Genomic DNA, 18,616 nt, shown 5'->3' on the forward strand with positions numbered 1-18,616 from the left:
ATACTAATAATAAACTCCATGAAGGGGGGAAATAATTTTGATACGTGTAGTACATTATATTAATCAATTTTACGCTGGAATAGGTGGAGAAGAAAAAGCCGATATAACACCAGAATCTAGAGAAGGATTCATAGGACCTGGTATGGGTCTTAATGGCTTACTTAAGGGTGAGGCTACCATAGTTGGAACTATAATCTGTGGAGACTCATACTTTAATGAAAATATGGAAGAGGCTGAAGCAAAAATAATAGAGATGGTGAAGGAATTCAAGCCAGATCTATTTATAGCAGGACCAGCATTTAATGCAGGAAGATACGGTGTTGCTTGTGGTGCTGTAGCAAAGGCTGTTGAAGAAAAATTAAATATACCAGTTCTTACAGCAATGTATCCAGAAAATCCTGGAGCAGACATGTACAAAAAACATGTATATATTGTTGAAACAAGAAATAGTGCAGTTGGTATGAGGCAAGCTCTTCCAGCAGTAGCTAAATTAGCTTTAAAACTTGCAAAAGGTGAAGAAATATTATTACCATCAGAAGACGGTTACATTGAAAGAGGTATAAGAAAGAACTATTTCAATGCAAAAAGAGGTTCTGAAAGAGCAGTTGATCTATTAGTTAAAAAGCTTAAAGGTGAAGAATTCGAAAGTGAATTCAAAATGCCAGTATTCGATAGAGTAGAAGCATTACCACCAGTAGCTGATATAACTAAAGCTAAAATTGCTATAGTAACATCTGGAGGAACAGTTCCAAAAGGAAACCCAGATCATATAGAATCATCTAGTGCTTCTAAATATGGTGAGTATAACATAGAAGGAGTAATGGATTTAACAAAAGACACTTATGAGACAGCTCATGGTGGATATGATCCAACTTATGCTAATGATGACTCAGATAGAGTAATTCCTGTAGATGTTTTAAGAAACATGGAAAAGGAAGGAAAAATCGGATCACTTCATAATTTATTCTATTCTACAGTTGGTAATGGAACAGCAGTTGCATCTTCAAAGAAATTTGGAGAAGAAATAGCTAAGAAATTAATCGCTGACGGAGTAGATGCAGTTATATTAACTTCTACTTGAGGAACTTGTACACGTTGCGGTGCAACGTTAGTTAAAGAAATTGAAAGAGCTGGATTACCAGTAGTTCATATGTGTACGGTAGTTCCAATATCTCTAACAGTTGGAGCTAACAGAATAGTTCCTACTATAGCTATACCACATCCATTAGGAAACCCAGCATTAACTCCTAAAGATGAGTATGAGCTTAGATATAAATTGGTGGAAAAAGCTTTAGAAGCTCTTGAAACACCAGTAGAAGGTCAAAAGGTATTTGAAGTTTAAAATACTTAAAATTATAGGAGCAAGTCATATGACTTGCCCCTATAAAATTAATAATTAAGAGTTAAGAATTTAGGATTATAATAATGTTTCCTAATTCTTAATTGTTAATTTTAACATTTTAACATTTTGATAATTTAAAATAATAGGGAGGGTTTTCTATATGGATTTTCCGGTAATAAAAAAAGCATCATATATCTTAGTTAATGCACCAGATATGGTAATACATAATGGTACAACTCAATCACTAGAAAGAGAAACACATCCAGATTCTGAATACCTAACAAAAATTAAAGATAATTTAAGAAGTTACGAAGAGGTAGTGGGGTATGCTCCAAACCAAACTTATATAGGAAATATGACACCAGAAGAATTAAAAGAACGTCCAAGACCATGGTATAATGAGACAATAGAGAATGCTAGAAGGTATGGTAAATTTGGTGAAATAATGCCACAAGATGAGTTTTATGGAATGATAAAACTTTCAGATTCATTTGATCTTGTACTATTAGAAAAAGCTTTTACTGAAAAGATAAGAGAAAAGTTTGTAAATAGTCCTGTATTAAATAGTAAAGCTAGTGAATTAAAAGAAGGTTCTGATATAGAAGATATAAATAAACTTGTAGATAATGGAATAGCAGAAGGATTATATGAAGGCGAAACTCTTGTTGGTTGTGTAAAAAGAGCTCATGAATTCGATAAAAACTTAACTGCACACATAATTATAGAAAACTTAGTAGTGAAAGCTTCAGGAGTTTTAGCATTGATGCACCTTATGAAGGATTCAGATATAAAAAATACTGAAGTTGAATATATAATTGAATGTTCAGAAGAAGCTATTGGAGACATGAATCAAAGAGGTGGCGGAAACATTGCTAAGGGTCTAGGAGAAATAGCTGGATTTACAGGAGCTACTGGAATTGACCTTAGAGGTTTTTGCGCAGGCCCTAGCCATGCTTTAATAACAGCATCAGCTTTAGTTAAAGCAGGAATATATAAAACAGTAGCAGTAGTAGGTGGCGGATCTTCAGCCAAACTTGGAATGAATGGAAAAGACCACATAAAAAAAGGACTTAATATTTTAGAAGACTGTATTGGTGGATTTGCATTATTAATAGGTGAAAATGATGGAATAAACCCAGTTCTAAGAACTGATATAGTTGGAAGACATACAATAGGACACGGATCTTCACCACAAGCAGTTCTTGAAGCACTTGTTTCAGAACCTCTTGAAAGAGCAGGTCTAAAAATAACAGATATAGATAAATTTGCACCAGAAATGCAAACACCAGATTTAACAGAAACAGCAGGAGCTGGAGATGTTCCTACACAAAACTATAAAATGATAGGAGCTTTAGCTGTTAAAAAGGGTCAATTAGATAGAAAAGAAATTGGAAACTTTGTGCTTGATCGTGGATATCCAGGATATGCTCCAACACAAGGACATATACCATCTGGAGTACCTATAATTGGTCATGCTAGAGAACACATGCTTAACAATGAAATGAATAAATTTATGGTAATAGGAAAAGGAAGCTTATTCTTAGGAAGAATGACTAACCTATTTGACGGAGTATCTATAGTAGTTGAGAAAAATACTGGAGCAAAGGCAGAAGTAGAGGGAGTTTCAAAAGAAGAAGTTAAATCTATGGTAGCTGATGCAATGAAAGATTTTGCAGCTTACTTAATGAATAATTAAGGGGCGTGAGTGTAATGGAAGAATTAAAAGTAAAAGGTATGATAGCTGATGTGTTTAATGACATAGCAGAAGGAATAAAAAGTGGAAATTTTAAAGAAAAAGTTAAAATAGGCCTTACTACCTTTGGTAGTGAACATGGCGTAGAAGAAATGGTAAAAGCTGCAGAACTCGCAAAAAATAAATATAATGATTTTGAAATAGTGCTTATTGGACCTAAGGTAGATGGAGACTTTAATATAGTTGAAGTTGAAAATGCCGAAGAAGGCCATAAGAAAATGGTTGAATTATTAGAATCAGGGGAAATACAAGGCTGCGTAACTCAACACTTTGATTTTCCAATAGGAGTTTCCACAGTAGGTAAGGTATCTACACCTGCTACTGGAAGAGATCTTATATTAGCAACTACAACAGGTACTACATCAACTAATAGAGTAGAGGGAATGGTGTTAAATGCCATTTCAGGAATAGCTGTAGCTAAATCCTTAGGAATTAAGAATCCTACACTAGGAATATTAAATATTGATGGTGCAAGACAAGTTGAACGTATATTAAAAGAGTTAAAAGATAATGGATATGAATTACAATTTTCAGAATCTTTAAGAGCAGATGGTGGATCAGTAATGAGAGGTAATGATCTTTTAACTGCAACACCAGATGTTATGATTTGTGATTCTCTTACAGGTAATATATTAGTAAAACTATTTTCATCCTTTACTACAGGTGGAAACTACGAAACAGTAGGCGCAGGTTATGGACCAGGTGTTGGAGAAGGCTATACTAAATTAGTTAATATAGTTTCTAGAGCATCAGGAGCACCACTTATTTGTGAAGCTTTAAGATATTCAGCTACTTGTGCAACAAATAACTTAATAGGCGTAGCAAAAGACGAATTTAGTAAGGCTAATAAGGCTGGTCTAAAAGATATAATAGCAAAGAATACAAAAGAAAAGGTTAAACCTGCTGAGGAAGAAGTTAAAGTGCCACCTAAAAAGGTTGTAACTTATTCTATAGCTGGAATAGACATATTAGAACTTGAAGATGCGTGCAGAGCTCTTTGGAAGGAAAATGTATACTCCGAAAGTGGTATGGGATGTACAGGACCTATAGTTCTAGTAAGTGAAGATGAAGGAACTAAAGCAGAAGAAATATTAGTTAAGACAGGGTTTAAGTCATAAAATAAAACTTTTAGCTGTAGTTTGAAAATAAACTACAGCTAAAAGAATATGTTTTTTAAAATTCTATATTCCATTTACAAATATATTATGATATAATATAAAAGCAACATAGATAACTTTCTATAAAATATTTTTAAAGAAAGCTTAATTTTTATAATGAGTATGTAAGCGGTTTAGTACTTTTACCTAGTGTAAACGTATAATTGCATATAAAATATGATAAATTTAAAAGAATATTTGCTTGATATAAAGATTAAGATAGTTTTTAAAAAGTTTATGGAATTTTATGTTGTAAGGGAAGTATAAAAAATAGGAGGGAATTAGTATGAATAAGAAAAAATTAGTTGCTGCATTAGCATCAGTTGCAGTTGTAGCTACATTATTTGCAGGGTGTGCTAGCAAAACTACTGAAGGGGATAAAGCGCCAGCAGCGGGGGATACTAAAAAGATCAAAGTTGGATTAGTTACAGACCAAGGAGGAGTTAATGATGGTTCCTTTAATGAGTCTGCAGTAAGAGGTATAGAACAAGCAGCTAAAGATTTAGGAATTCAAAAATTGAATCCAATAGAATCAAAACAACAAGATGCTTATGAGCCAAACTTAAAGACTATGTCAAACCAAGCTGACTTAATAGTAGGCTGTGGATTTATGATGGAAGATGCAATGAAAAACGTATCATCACAAGTTACAGACAAAAAATTCTTGCTAGTTGATGCTGTAGTTGAAAATCCTAATGTTTCATCAATAACATTTAAAGAACATGAGGGTTCATTCTTAGCAGGAGTAATAGCTGGAAAAATGACAAAAACAAATAAAATTGGATTTGTCGGTGGTAAAGAAGGAGACGTTATTGGTAGATTTGAAGCTGGATTCGTAGCTGGAGTTATGAGCGTTAACGAAGAAGCAGGTAAGTTACTAATGTCTAAAGACGAAAAAACACCAGGACAAAACGTTAAATACATTGATTCATTTGATGACCAAGGTAAAGGATTTGAAGCAGCAAAACTTTTATATGGTAGTGGAGTTGATATAGTTTACCATGCAGCTGGTGGAGCAGGACTTGGAGTATTTAAAGCAGCAAAAGACATGGATAAATTTGCAATAGGTGTTGACTCAGACCAAGCAGTTACAGCAAAAGACTACAAAGATGTTATCTTATTCTCTATGGAGAAAAAAGTTGACGTTGCTGTTATAGATACAATAAAAGATATTCAAGCTGATAAATTTGCAGGCGGAAAACTTAAAGTATTAGGAATTAAAGAAGGCGCTGTTGGAATAGCTCCAACTGTACATCCTGATGTTTCAAAGGATGCTATGGATTTATCCAAAAAGGCTGAACAAGAAATAAAAGATGGTAAAATAGTAGTTCCAGGCACACGTGCTGAACTTTTAAATTTCAAAGCAGTAGAAATTAAGTAGTTTTAAAACATAATAAGACTAGATGCCCCGCATCTAGTCTTTTTCAAATAAAATAGGAAGGAGAGGATTTCGTGGAAAAAGTTGTTGAAATGAAGGGTATAACTAAAGTATTTCCAGGTGTAATTGCTAATGAAGATGTTGATTTTGACTTAAACAAAGGAGAAATCCACGTTTTACTAGGAGAAAATGGAGCTGGAAAGACAACTTTGATGAATGTTCTTTATGGACTGTATGCGCAAGAAGCAGGAGATATATTTATAAAAGGAAATAAAGTAAGCATAAAGAATCCAAAAGAAGCCATAGATTTAGGTATAGGAATGGTTCATCAACATTTTATGCTAGTTCATAACTTTACAGTAGCTCAAAACATGATATTAGGTAACGAACCTAAAAAAGGATTAAATTTAGACATAAATAAAGCTGTATCCGATACTAAAGCGCTTTCACAAAAATATGGCTTTAATATAGACCCTGAAGCTATAATAGAAGACATGACAGTGGGACAACAGCAAAAGGTGGAAATATTGAAGGCTCTTTACAGAGGAGCAGAAATTCTTATACTAGATGAACCTACAGCAGTTCTTACTCCACAGGAAATCATAGAATTAGGAGTAATCCTAAAAAACCTTGTAAAAGAGGGCAAATCCATAATACTTATTACTCATAAATTAAAAGAAGTTATGATTATGAGTGATAGAGTAACTATTATTCGAAGAGGTAAGCTTATTGGCGTTATAGAAACAAAACAAACTAACATAGATGAACTTGCTGAAATGATGGTAGGTAGAAAAGTAAACTTAAAAGTAGAAAAAAATGATATAAAATTTGGAGAATCAGTTTTAAAGATAGAAGATCTTAAGGTTTTGGATCATAGAAAAATACCAGCAGTTAAAGGTGTTAATTTAGAGGTTAGACGAGGAGAAATACTAGCTATAGCGGGAGTAGATGGTAATGGACAGACTGAGCTTATAGAAGCTATAGCAGGGCTTAGAAAGCCACTTAGTGGCAAGATTGTGTTAAACGGTAAAGATATAACAGGTAAGACTTCAAAAGATGCCATAGAAGCAGGATTAGGACATATAGCAGAAGATAGGCATAAAAGAGGACTTATATTAAATTACTCTCTATATGAAAATTCTATACTTGGTGTTCATTATAAAGCACCTTTTGCAAAAGGCATTATGATGAATTATAAAGAAATTAAAGATTATACAAAAAGACTAATTAAAAACTATGATATTAGAACCCCTAATGAAGATGTAACTGCATCATCACTATCGGGTGGAAATCAACAAAAAATAGTTATAGCAAGGGAAATTGAAAAAAACCCAGAACTACTTATAGCAGCTCAACCTACAAGAGGATTAGATGTAGGAGCTATAGAGTATATTCATAAAAGATTAGTTGAAGAAAGGGATAATAATAGAGCAGTACTTTTAGTATCCTTAGAGCTAGATGAAGTACTTTCTCTTGCAGATAGAATAGCTGTTATCTATGATGGCCAAATAGTTGATATCTTAGATGTAAAAGATGCTACGGAACAAAAGCTAGGCATATTAATGGCTGGTGGCACATTAAAGAAAGAAGTGAAGGGAGGAGAAAGTCATGAATAATCCTAAAAAAGAGAAAAAAGAATTACCAGGATTTGTAAGAGAATTTTCCATTTCAGCTTTTTCAATTATTGTTGCTTTATTTATTTCTATTTTCTTTGTAATGCTAGCATTAAATACAGGATTTGCTGAATCAACTAAAACACTTTTTTCATCTATTTGGGCAGGAAGCTTTGGATCAAGGTCACAGTTAATAGAAACTTTAGTATTTACTACACCACTTATATTTACAGGTCTTGCTCACGCTATAGCATTTAAGACAGGATTATTTAATATAGGTGTTGAAGGTCAATTTATAATTGGAATGATGACAGCTACTATGGTAGGCCTTATACCTGGAATACCAAAAGGTATACATATCTTATTAATACTTATAGTTGGTATTGTTTCAGGAGGATTCTGGGCAGCAATACCTGGATATTTAAAAGCTAAGATTGGAACTAATGAAGTTGTAAACACTATAATGATGAACTTTATTGCTATGAACTTAGCAAATTATTTTACTATGGGTGTATTTCATAAACCAGATAGTGCATCTACTTTTCCAATTAAGGAAAGTGCTTATCTTACAAGATTTTTGGGAGATAATTATAGATTAAATACAGGGATATTTATAGCAATATTACTAGCAGTATTAATATATATTCTATTTTGGAAGACAACTATAGGATATGAAATACGTGCTGTAGGTCTTAATCCATTTGCAGCAGAGTATGGTGGAATAAGCATAAAGAAAAATATAATACTTGCTATGGCAATTTCAGGAGCAGTTGCAGGACTTGGTGGGGCAATTCACATAGCAGGAGTGCAACATCAATCAGTTCAATTATTTGCCTTTCCAAACTTTGGAATGGATGGTATAGCTGTAGCTTTAGTTGCTAAGAGTAATCCAATAGGAGTTATTTTTTCAGCCTTATTATTTGGTGCTTTGAATTTAAGTTCTGGTACATTAATGCTTTATGGAATACCTAAAACTATATCTGCATTAGTTCAAGGAATAGTAATATTATTTATAGCGGCTGAATACATCTTTAAATGGATTTCTGAAAAGAGAAAAAAGGAGGCCATTGTAAATGAGTAATATGTTGTTTTTAACGATTATTGGTATAATATCTGCTACATTAAGATTAGCAACACCTCTTATATTTGCAAGTTTAGGTGGAATTTTCTCTGAAAAATCTGGAGTTGTAAATATAGCATTAGAGGGTATAATGACAGCGGGAGCCTTCTTTGCAGTACTTGGATCTTATCTTACAGGGAATCCTTGGATTGGAGTAATATGTGCCATAGTAGGTGGAATGTTTTTTGCAGCAATACATGCTTATTTAAGTATTCACCTTATGGCAGATCAAGTTATATCAGGTGTTGGAATTAACGTATTCGCACCAGCATTGGTAGGATACCTTGTATATAAGTTCTTTGGGACACCTTCACAAACAAGTACAGTAACAGCACTTCCATATCCATCTGCAGCTTTTGCTAAAGTGCCATTAATAGGACCTCTTTTAGCAGAGTTAAACTGGTTTGTTTGGATTGCGTTAATATTAGTTTTTGTATCACAATATGTAATATATAAAACACCACTAGGTTTAAGGATAAGAGCTGTTGGAGAACATCCAAAGGCAGCAGATACATTAGGGATAAGTGTATACAAGGTACGTTATTTATCTGTATTACTATCAGGTGTATTAGGTGGACTTGGTGGAGCTACATTATCTATAGGAATCATGAACCTTTATAGAGAGAACATGGTAAGTGGTAGAGGATTTATAGCTCTTGCAGCTATGATATTTGGTAATTGGAAACCTAAAAATGCTATGCTTGCATGTATGCTATTTGGGTTTGCTGAAACCTTACAATTATATGCAAAGAGTTTTGGCTGGAGCATTCCAGGAGAATTTTATGCAGCCTTCCCATATTTATTAACAATGATAATGCTTGCGGGATTTGTTGGAAAAACTCAAGCACCACTAGCAGACGGAGTTCCATACAAAAAAGGTGAGAGATAAAAAGTTATACAGATACTGATTTAAGGCATTTTCAAAAACACTAACCAGTAGGGTGGCGTTTTTGGAAATGCCTAAATTTAAATTATAATGAAGTGCTATAATTTACAAAACAGTTTGGCATGGTATAATTGTATTAATTAAAATAATAAATAGGGTGATTGAAGAATATGAAGATGGATTTTAGTTTAAATTTAGCTCAAGAACAAAAATTAATAATGACTCAACAAATGCAACTTTCTGTAAAGCTTTTGCAGATGTCTAGTTATGATCTTCAAGAATATATAGAAAATGAGTTTCAAGAAAATCCTATTTTAGAGGTAGAGTATGAGAACAAAAAACAAGAAGAACAAAAAGATATAATTGAATATAAAGAACTAGTGAAATATTTAGAGTTCGATAATTATAGCTCTCAAAATTACAAAAATTATAATGAACATGATGAAATTTCACCTTTTAATTTTATATCCAGTGAAAAGTCATTGAAGGAGTATTTATATGAGCAAGTATCTGAATTAAATGAAGATGATTACACAAAGGCTATTTGTGAGTATATAATTGAAAGTTTAGATAGCAAAGGCTATTTAAGTTTATCTATTGAAGATATAGCAAAAGAACTTAAGATAAGCATAGATACTTTTAATGATGCCTTAAAAATAGTTCAAAACTTTGAGCCGGATGGTATAGGAGCTAGAAACTTAAAAGAATGTCTTAAAATTCAAATGAGAAAAAAACATTTCTTGGATGACAACATATGTAAGATTGTGGATGAACATTTACAAGACTTATCGGAAAATAAATATCAAAACATTGCAAAAGCATTAAATATTACTGTAAAAGAGGCTCAAACTTATGGTGATAAGATAAAAACATTAGAGCCTAAACCTTCAAGAGGATTTTTCACGGGAGAAGAAGTTAAATATGTATCTCCAGATGCCTATATTAGAAAAGTTGATGATAAATATTATATTGAGATGAATGAAAGTTTGATGCCAAGACTTTCTATAAATTCATTATATAAAGATATATTAAATCAAGAAAAAGATGATGTGGCTACTGAATTTGTAAAGGAAAAAATAAATAGTGCTATGTTTTTAATTAAGAGTATTGAACAAAGAAAGAGCACTATATATAAAGTAATAGAAAAAATCATAGAGCTTCAATATGATTTTTTTGAGTTTGGCAAAGAGTATTTAAAACCTATGACATTAAAACAAATAGCTGAAAGTTTAAACATGCATGAATCAACTATAAGTAGAGCTATAAAGGATAAATACATATATACAAATAAAGGAACTATTAAACTTAAAAGTCTTTTTACTACTGGAGTTTATAGCTTAAAAGAAGGAGAAGATATTTCAGTTTTCAATATTAAAAAAGAAATGAAAAGATTAATTGAAAAAGAAGATAAAAATAAACCACTTTCAGATCAAGTTATTTGTGAAAAATTGAGTGAAAATGGTATGAATATTTCACGTCGTACTGTGGCAAAATATAGAGATGAGCTACAAATAAAATCTTCAAGTAAAAGAAAAAGGTTTTAACATAAATCTTAAATCTATGCGAGTTAACAATTTGTTAACAACTTTTTTCGAAACATGCTTTAAAATCTTAAAAAAATGACATATAATAATAGGTATGGGACAGTAAAAAATAAACCGGGACATTTGGTGACCAAGGGGGTGTTTTCTTTGGAAGAAATTCTAAAGTTACAACAAAAGATAGTTCCTGAATTAATTGACCTTTTAGAAAAACGATATAATATTTTAAGGACTATATATTATAATCAACCTATTGGAAGAAGAATACTTGCCAATAATTTAGAAATAGGGGAGAGAATAGTAAGAACAGAAATAAACTTTTTAAAATCTCAAAACCTTATAGAGATAAATACCCCAGGAATGACGGTTACAAAAGAAGGAGAAGAAATAATAGATAAGCTCAAAAATTTTATTCATGAAATAAAAGGGTTATCTGAAATCGAAATTAAAATAAAAGAAACACTAGGCCTTAAAGATGTAATTATTGTTCCAGGAGATATGGATGAAGACAAGACGGTGATTAAGGAAATTGGTAGAGCAGGAGCAAACTTTTTAAAGTCCACTCTAAAATCAGGATACACAATAGCCTTAACCGGAGGAAGTACAATAAAAGAAGTAGTAGATAGTTTATCTAAGATAAATAATATAGAAGATGTATTAGTTGTTCCGGCTAGAGGTGGCATGGGTATAAATGTAGAAACTCAAGCAAATACACTAGCGGCTAATTTATCTAAAAAGGTAAATGGACATTATAAAATGCTTCACGTGCCAGATAACATAAGTGACAAAATATTAGAAAGTATATTAAAAGAAAAAGATGTGAAAAATGTTTTAGATAGTATAAAGTCCTCAGATGTTTTAATATACGGCATTGGAAAAGCAGAAGAAATGGCATTAAAAAGAGGTATGGAACTTAGTAAGGTAAAATCTATAGTAGATAGTGGTGCAGAAGGAGAAGCCTTTGGATGTTATTTTGATAAAAAAGGTAAACTTGTATGTTCAACATCAGCTGTTGGTGTAACCTTAAATGATACAAAAAGAATACCTATTGTTATAGCTGTAGCTGGAGGTTCAAGTAAAGCAGATGCTATCATTTCCACAGAGTTTGGAAATTCTAATAGTACACTTATTACAGATGAGGGTGCTGCTAGAGGGCTTATGGCAATAATAAAAGAGCTATAAACTTATTTATACACTTGATTAATAATTTTAAATATAAATTTGAAATTAAAAAATCAATTAAAAGTGTGACTAAAACAACTTAAAATATCTAATTAAAGTGTATAAATATTTATAATAAATAATCTAAGTATAAATTAGGAGGAGATTACAAATGGTTAAAATTGGAATAAATGGATTCGGAAGAATAGGAAGAAATGTTTTTAAGGCATTAGTAGCAAATTACGGTAACGAGCTAGAAGTGGTTGCAATAAATGATTTAACTGATGCTAAAACATTAGCTCATCTTTTAAAATATGACTCATTATTTGGTAGATACGATAAATCCGTAGAAGCAAAAGAAAATTCAATAGTGGTAGACGGAAGGGAAATAAAGATATTTGCTGAAAGAGAACCTAAGAACATAGGCTGGGCTTCAATGGGGGTAGATATAGTTATAGAATCTACAGGATTCTTTACAGATGGACAAAAAGCTAAAGATCATATGGCACAAGGATCAGTTAAAAAAGTTGTTATATCTGCACCAGCTAAAAATGAAGATATAACAATAGTTATGGGTGTTAATGATGAAAAATACGATCCATCTAAGCACAACATTATATCAAATGCATCTTGTACAACAAACTGCTTAGCACCTTTTGCTAAGGTTTTACAAGAAAAGTTTGGCATAAAGAAGGGTCTTATGACAACTATTCACTCATATACAAATGATCAAAAAATATTAGATGCTCCTCATAGTGATTTAAGAAGAGCAAGAGCAGCAGCAGAATCAATGATACCAACTACAACAGGAGCTGCTAAGGCAGTTGCACTTGTATTACCAGAATTAAAAGGAAAATTAAATGGATTCTCACTTAGAGTTCCAACACCAACTGTTTCTTGCACAGACCTAGTTGTAGAATTAGAAAGAGATACTACAGTTGAAGAAATAAATGCAGCATTTAAAGAAGCATCAGAAACTTACATGAAGGGTATACTTGGATACGAAGAAGAACCATTAGTATCCATGGACTACAGAGGAGATGCTAGATCTTCTATAATAGATGCGCCATCAACTATGGTTATAGAAGGAAACATGGCAAAGGTAGTTTCTTGGTATGACAACGAATGGGGATATTCAAATAGACTTGCAGACCTTACTTCAAAGATTGCAAAAAGCCTATAATTTTAAAATTTAAATTTTATTTTTAATATAAAAAGTAGCTTTAAGGAAGATTTAATAAATGTCTGGTTTTGTAGTTAGTTAAAGCTATAAGGCCAGACTATTTTAATATATAAAAAGAGGTGAAAGTTTTGAAATTTAATAAAAAGACCATAGAAGATATTCAGGTAAAAGGGAAAAAAGTTCTAGTAAGATGTGACTTTAATGTTCCACTTCAAGATGGAGTTATAACAGATGAAAATAGACTTTTAGGAGCTATGCCTACAATTAAATACTTAGTTAAAAATGGGGCTAAGGTTATATTATGTTCCCATCTTGGAAAAGCTAAAGGACCAGATCCAACAAAGACTTTAGCACCTGTAGCAAAAAGACTAAGCGAGTTACTAGAAAAAGAAGTGGTATTTGCAGCAGATGATAAGGTTGTAGGAGAAAATGCTAAAAAAGCTATATCAAAGATGAATGAAGGGGATATAGTTCTTTTAGAAAATACTAGATTTAGGCCTGAAGAAGGTAAAAATGAAGATAGCTTTTCAAAGGAATTAGCATCTATTGCTGATATATACGTAAATGATGCATTTGGAACTGCTCATAGAGCTCATTCATCTACAGTAGGAGTTACAAAGTTTGTTGAAACTTCAGTATGTGGATATCTAATTCAAAAAGAATTAAAGTTTTTAGGAGGCGCTATAGAAAATCCAGAAAGACCTTTTGTAGCAATACTTGGAGGCGCAAAGGTTTCAGATAAGATAAATGTTATAAATAACTTATTAGATAAGGTAGATACTTTAATAATAGGTGGAGGAATGGCCTTTACTTTCCTAAAAGCAATGGGATATGAAATAGGAACTTCATTACTTGAAGCGGATAAAGTAGATTATGCAAAAGAAATGATGGAAAAAGCTAAACAAAAGAATGTTAAATTATTAATACCTGTAGACAATGTAATAGCAGATAAATTCTCAAAAGATGCAACCCCTATTATAACAAAAGATGAAAATATAACTGAAGGATACATGGGACTTGATATTGGACCAAAAACTTCAAAGCTATTTTCAGATGAAATAAAGATGGCAAAGACTGTAATTTGGAATGGACCTATGGGAGTTTTTGAATTTGAAAACTTTGCAAAAGGAACTGTAGAAGTTGCAAAAGCTATGGCAGAATCTAATGCTGTAACTATAATAGGTGGAGGAGATTCAGCAGCAGCTGTTAATATATTGGGATTTGGAGATAAAATGACTCATATATCAACAGGCGGTGGAGCTTCTTTAGAGTTTTTAGAAGGAAAAGAATTACCAGGAATAGTTGCTTTGAGTGACAAGTAATAAGTAATAACTAATAAATGTTATAGAAATTATAAATAATTACCTATATAAATAATATTTAATTCACAAATAATTACCCTAAAAATTAAAAGAAAGAGGTGTTTTTAGTGAGAAAGAAAATTATAGCAGGAAACTGGAAGATGCACTATACAGTGGATGAAGCTGTAAAAACTATAGAAGATTTAAAACCTTTAGTTAAAAATAGCAAATGTGATGTAGTGGTTTGTGTACCATTTACATCTTTAGATGCAGTATTAAAAGCAGCTAAGGGCAGTAATATAAAGGTTGGAGCTCAAAACATGCATTTTGAAGAAAAAGGAGCGTTTACAGGAGAAATATCTCCAGGAATGTTAGAGTCTATGGGAGTAGATTATGTTATAATAGGACATAGTGAAAGAAGACAATACTTTAATGAAACAGATGAAAGTGTAAATAAGAAGTTAAAAGCTTCATTTAGTCATAATATGATTCCTATACTATGTGTTGGAGAGTCACTAGCTCAAAGAGAAGCTAATATAACAAATGAAATAATTGGATCTCAAATTAAGTTAGACCTTATGGGTATCTCAAAAGATAAGGTAGAACAAATTGTAATAGCTTATGAGCCAATCTGGGCTATAGGCACAGGTAAAACAGCTACTTCTGATGAAGCAAATGAAACTATATCACACATAAGAAAAGTTGTAGAAGGATTATACGGAAAAGAAGTATCAGATAAAGTAAGAATTCAATACGGTGGTTCAGTTAAGTCATCTACAATAAAAGAGCAAATGGCAAAATCAGATATTGATGGTGCATTAGTAGGTGGAGCTAGCCTAGTTTCAACAGAATTCTCTGCCATAGTCAATTATTAAGTATTCCTTTTAGATATATTATCCTAAGCATAGAACTTAAAATTAGAAAAGATCTTATATTATTTAAGTCTTGTATACTATTTGCAGTTCTATTGTCTTAGGTATACATAAGTAGTATAATAATTACAAAGATAATTGTTATCAACTGAATGTCTTTTATATGTTAGAATATAGAATATTACTCTAGTAATTAATTATGAGTTCTAATTATAAAAGAATTATAAATAAAAACGTTGGAGGAATATTATGACTAAAAGACCAGTTATGTTAATGATATTAGATGGATTTGGAGCAACAGATAAAGTAGAAGGAAATGCTGTACTTGCAGCAAATAAACCAAATTACGACAAGATATGGAGTAGTTATCCACACACATACTTAAATGCTAGTGGACTAGATGTAGGATTACCAGCTGGACAGATGGGTAATTCTGAAGTAGGACATTTAAATATAGGATCAGGTAGAATAATCTATCAAGAGCTTACTAAAATTACAAAAGAAATAGAAGAAGGCAAATTTTTCAAAAATGAAGCTTTAAACTTAGCTATGGATAAGGCAAAGGAAAATAACAGTGCATTACATCTTCTAGGCCTTTTATCAGATGGTGGAGTGCACTCCCATGTAGATCATGTTAAAGCCTTACTACAAATGGCAAAAGATAAAGGGTTGACTAAGGTTTACCTACATGCATTTACAGATGGAAGAGACGTACCCCCTACATCAGGCATTGAAGTTATAGCTGATATGGAAAAATATATGAATGAAATAGGACTTGGAAAGATAGCTACTATAAGTGGTAGATATTATGCTATGGATAGAGATAATAGATGGGAAAGAATCCAATTAGCTTATAATGCTATGGTACTTGGTGAAGGTGAAAGAGCTACATCTGGAGTTCAATGTGTAGAAAGATCTTATAAGGATAATAAGACAGATGAGTTCATATTACCTTGTGTTATAGAAGAAAATGAGACTCCTGTAGGTAAGATAGAAGACAATGATTCTATAATATTTTTCAACTTTAGGCCAGATAGAGCAAGAGAAATAACTAGAGCATTAAATGATAAAGAATTCCAAGGTTTCCCAAGGACAACTTTAAATTTGACTTATGTAACCATGACACAATACGATAAGACACTTGAAGGGGTAGAAGTTGCATATAAACCAGAAATATATACTAATACTCTTGGAGAATACGTAAGTAAACTTGGGAAAAAGCAACTAAGAATAGCTGAAACTGAAAAATATGCACATGTTACATTCTTCTTTAATGGAGGAGTTGAAGCTCCAAATGAAGGCGAAGATAGAGTTTTAGTGTTATCCCCAAAGGTTGCAACTTATGATCTACAACCTGAAATGAGTGCTTATGAAGTAACTGAAAAGTTAATAGAAAAAATAGATGAAGATCAATATGATATGATAATATTAAACTTTGCTAATCCAGATATGGTAGGTCATACAGGCGTATTTGAAGCTGCTAAAAAAGCCATTGAAGTCATAGATGAATGTTTAGGTAAAATTTCAGATAAGATATTAGAAAAGGATGGTTCTCTATTTGTAACTGCTGATCACGGAAATTCAGAACAAATGGTAGAGTATGGAACAAAGAACCCTATGACAGCTCATACAACAAATAAGGTTCCATTTATATATATTTCAAATAATGCAACACCTCTTAGAGAAGAGGGAAGACTTTCAGATATAACACCTACAATATTACAAGTAATGGGACTTGAAGCTCCTGTTGAAATGACAGCTGAATCTTTGATCAAATAATAGATATATAGCTATAAGGAAGTCATAGGTATTATATATCTTCTTTATAGCAATAATATAAATAAAGACTTAACGATAATAGGAGGTATAATTAATGAAAAATTATGTTGAAATAGTAGACATTTTTGCAAGACAAATATTAGACTCAAGATCATTTCCAACTGTAGAGGTGGAAGTAACATTAGAAGATGGAACTGTTGGAGTAGCTTCAGTACCATCAGGAGCATCTACAGGAATATTTGAAGCTGTTGAATTAAGAGATGGAGACAAATCTAAATTTAAAGGTAAGGGTGTTTTGAAAGCAGTTGAAAACATCAACGAAACCATAGCAACAGAACTTGTAGGTATGAATATATTTGATCAAGTATCTATAGATAATCTTATGATAGAATTAGATGGAACAGAAAATAAAGGTAAACTAGGTGCAAATGCTATACTAGGGGTATCTCTAGCAGTGGCAAAAGCAGCAGCTAACTACTTAGGACTTCCACTATATCAATATATAGGTGGAGTTAATGCAAAGGTCCTTCCAGTACCTATGATGAATATCATAAATGGTGGAGAACATGCTGATAACAACGTAGACCTTCAAGAATTTATGATAATGCCAGTAGGAGCTTCATCTTTTAGCGAAGCTTTAAGAATGGGTTCAGAAGTATATCATACATTAAAGGCATTATTAAAATCTAAAGGATATGATACTGGTGTAGGCGATGAGGGTGGATTTGCTCCAAACCTTGGTTCTAATGAAGAAGCAATTGCAATTATAGTAGAAGCTATAGAAAAGGCTGGATACAAACCAGGAAAAGATATCTTTATAGCTCTTGACCCAGCTTCATCAGAATTCTTTGAAGATGGAAACTACAACTTAAAGGGAGAAGGAAGAATACTTACTCCAGAAGAAATGGCTAATTACTATGTAGAGCTTGCAAGTAAGTACCCAATTATATCAATAGAAGATGGTATGGCAGAAGAGGACTGGGAAGGATGGAAGCTTCTAACTGAAAAAATAGGAGATAAAGTTCAACTAGTAGGAGACGACTTATTTGTAACTAATACTAAGAGATTAAACATGGGGATTGAAAAGGGCGTAGCTAATTCAATACTTATAAAATTAAATCAAATTGGTACATTAACAGAAACTTTAAATGCAATTGAAAGAGCTCAAAGAGCTGGATACACTGCAGTAGTTTCTCATAGATCAGGAGAAACAGAAGATACTACAATAGCAGATCTTGTTGTAGCGGTAAATGCAGGACAAATAAAGACAGGAGCTCCAGCTAGAAGTGAAAGAGTTGCTAAATACAATCAACTATTAAGAATAGAAGAAGAATTAGATGACATGGCTGAATATAGAGGAATAAAAGCTTTTAATAATATTAAAAATAGATAATTTAAATAAAAGTTTTAGCAATAGGTAGTTTAAATAAGACTATTTACCTAATAAGCCTACTCTAAAGAAGAGAGTAGGCTTATTTTTAAGCTTAATATTGTAAATAGCATATGTTATTCATAGAATAATACAAAAAA

At 32.1% G+C, this 18,616-nt stretch carries 14 protein-coding genes; all 14 read left to right on the top strand.

The window, feature by feature from the left end:
* Positions 1-37 precede the first annotated feature (37 nt).
* Entirely contained in the window at positions 38-1,342 is a 1,305-nt protein-coding gene (gene grdB / locus BD821_RS03150; protein ID WP_104409264.1) for a glycine reductase complex selenoprotein B, read from the top strand.
* Positions 1,343-1,502: 160 nt separating this feature from the next.
* Positions 1,503-3,038, top strand: a complete 1,536-nt coding sequence (gene grdC, locus BD821_RS03155; protein WP_104409265.1) for a glycine/sarcosine/betaine reductase complex component C subunit beta — start codon at positions 1,503-1,505, stop codon at positions 3,036-3,038.
* Positions 3,039-3,052: 14 nt separating this feature from the next.
* Positions 3,053-4,213 carry a glycine/sarcosine/betaine reductase complex component C subunit alpha gene (grdD, locus tag BD821_RS03160; protein WP_104409266.1) on the top strand — a complete coding sequence of 387 codons (1,161 nt, stop codon included), beginning with the start codon at positions 3,053-3,055 and terminating at the stop codon, positions 4,211-4,213.
* Positions 4,214-4,538: 325 nt separating this feature from the next.
* Entirely contained in the window at positions 4,539-5,633 is a 1,095-nt protein-coding gene (locus BD821_RS03165; RefSeq protein ID WP_104409267.1) for a BMP family lipoprotein, read from the top strand.
* A 71-nt stretch (positions 5,634-5,704) separates the two neighbouring features.
* On the top strand, positions 5,705-7,246 hold the full coding sequence (locus BD821_RS03170) for an ABC transporter ATP-binding protein (RefSeq protein ID WP_104409268.1): 1,542 nt from the start codon (positions 5,705-5,707) through the stop codon (positions 7,244-7,246).
* A complete protein-coding gene (locus BD821_RS03175) occupies positions 7,239-8,324 on the top strand; it encodes an ABC transporter permease (protein ID WP_104409269.1) in 1,086 nt (361 codons plus the stop codon). The genes BD821_RS03170 and BD821_RS03175 overlap by 8 nt, the downstream gene beginning before the upstream one ends.
* On the top strand, positions 8,317-9,252 hold the full coding sequence (locus BD821_RS03180) for an ABC transporter permease (RefSeq protein WP_169993936.1): 936 nt from the start codon (positions 8,317-8,319) through the stop codon (positions 9,250-9,252). The genes BD821_RS03175 and BD821_RS03180 overlap by 8 nt, the downstream gene beginning before the upstream one ends.
* A gap of 173 nt (positions 9,253-9,425) precedes the next feature.
* Entirely contained in the window at positions 9,426-10,793 is a 1,368-nt protein-coding gene (rpoN, locus tag BD821_RS03185) for an RNA polymerase factor sigma-54 (RefSeq protein ID WP_185158377.1), read from the top strand.
* Positions 10,794-10,940: 147 nt separating this feature from the next.
* Positions 10,941-11,972 carry a sugar-binding transcriptional regulator gene (locus BD821_RS03190; RefSeq protein WP_104409271.1) on the top strand — a complete coding sequence of 344 codons (1,032 nt, stop codon included), beginning with the start codon at positions 10,941-10,943 and terminating at the stop codon, positions 11,970-11,972.
* 151 nt (positions 11,973-12,123) lie between these two features.
* Positions 12,124-13,134: a type I glyceraldehyde-3-phosphate dehydrogenase gene (gap, locus tag BD821_RS03195; protein ID WP_104409272.1), complete on the top strand. Its 1,011-nt coding sequence runs from the start codon at positions 12,124-12,126 to the stop codon at positions 13,132-13,134.
* A 128-nt stretch (positions 13,135-13,262) separates the two neighbouring features.
* Positions 13,263-14,456, top strand: coding sequence for a phosphoglycerate kinase (locus tag BD821_RS03200; protein ID WP_104409273.1), 1,194 nt, complete (start codon positions 13,263-13,265; stop codon positions 14,454-14,456).
* A gap of 107 nt (positions 14,457-14,563) precedes the next feature.
* The gene (tpiA, locus tag BD821_RS03205) at positions 14,564-15,310 is read left to right on the top strand and encodes a triose-phosphate isomerase (RefSeq protein WP_104409274.1); all 747 of its coding nucleotides are present in this window, start codon (positions 14,564-14,566) and stop codon (positions 15,308-15,310) included.
* Between the two features lie 246 nt (positions 15,311-15,556).
* Positions 15,557-17,086, top strand: coding sequence for a 2,3-bisphosphoglycerate-independent phosphoglycerate mutase (gene gpmI, locus BD821_RS03210; protein WP_104409275.1), 1,530 nt, complete (start codon positions 15,557-15,559; stop codon positions 17,084-17,086).
* A gap of 94 nt (positions 17,087-17,180) precedes the next feature.
* On the top strand, positions 17,181-18,479 hold the full coding sequence (eno, locus tag BD821_RS03215) for a phosphopyruvate hydratase (RefSeq protein ID WP_104409276.1): 1,299 nt from the start codon (positions 17,181-17,183) through the stop codon (positions 18,477-18,479).
* The last annotated feature ends 137 nt before the right edge of the window (positions 18,480-18,616 follow it).

The organism is Clostridium algidicarnis DSM 15099 (assembly GCF_002934235.1).
Taxonomy (GTDB): domain Bacteria; phylum Bacillota; class Clostridia; order Clostridiales; family Clostridiaceae; genus Clostridium_L; species Clostridium_L algidicarnis.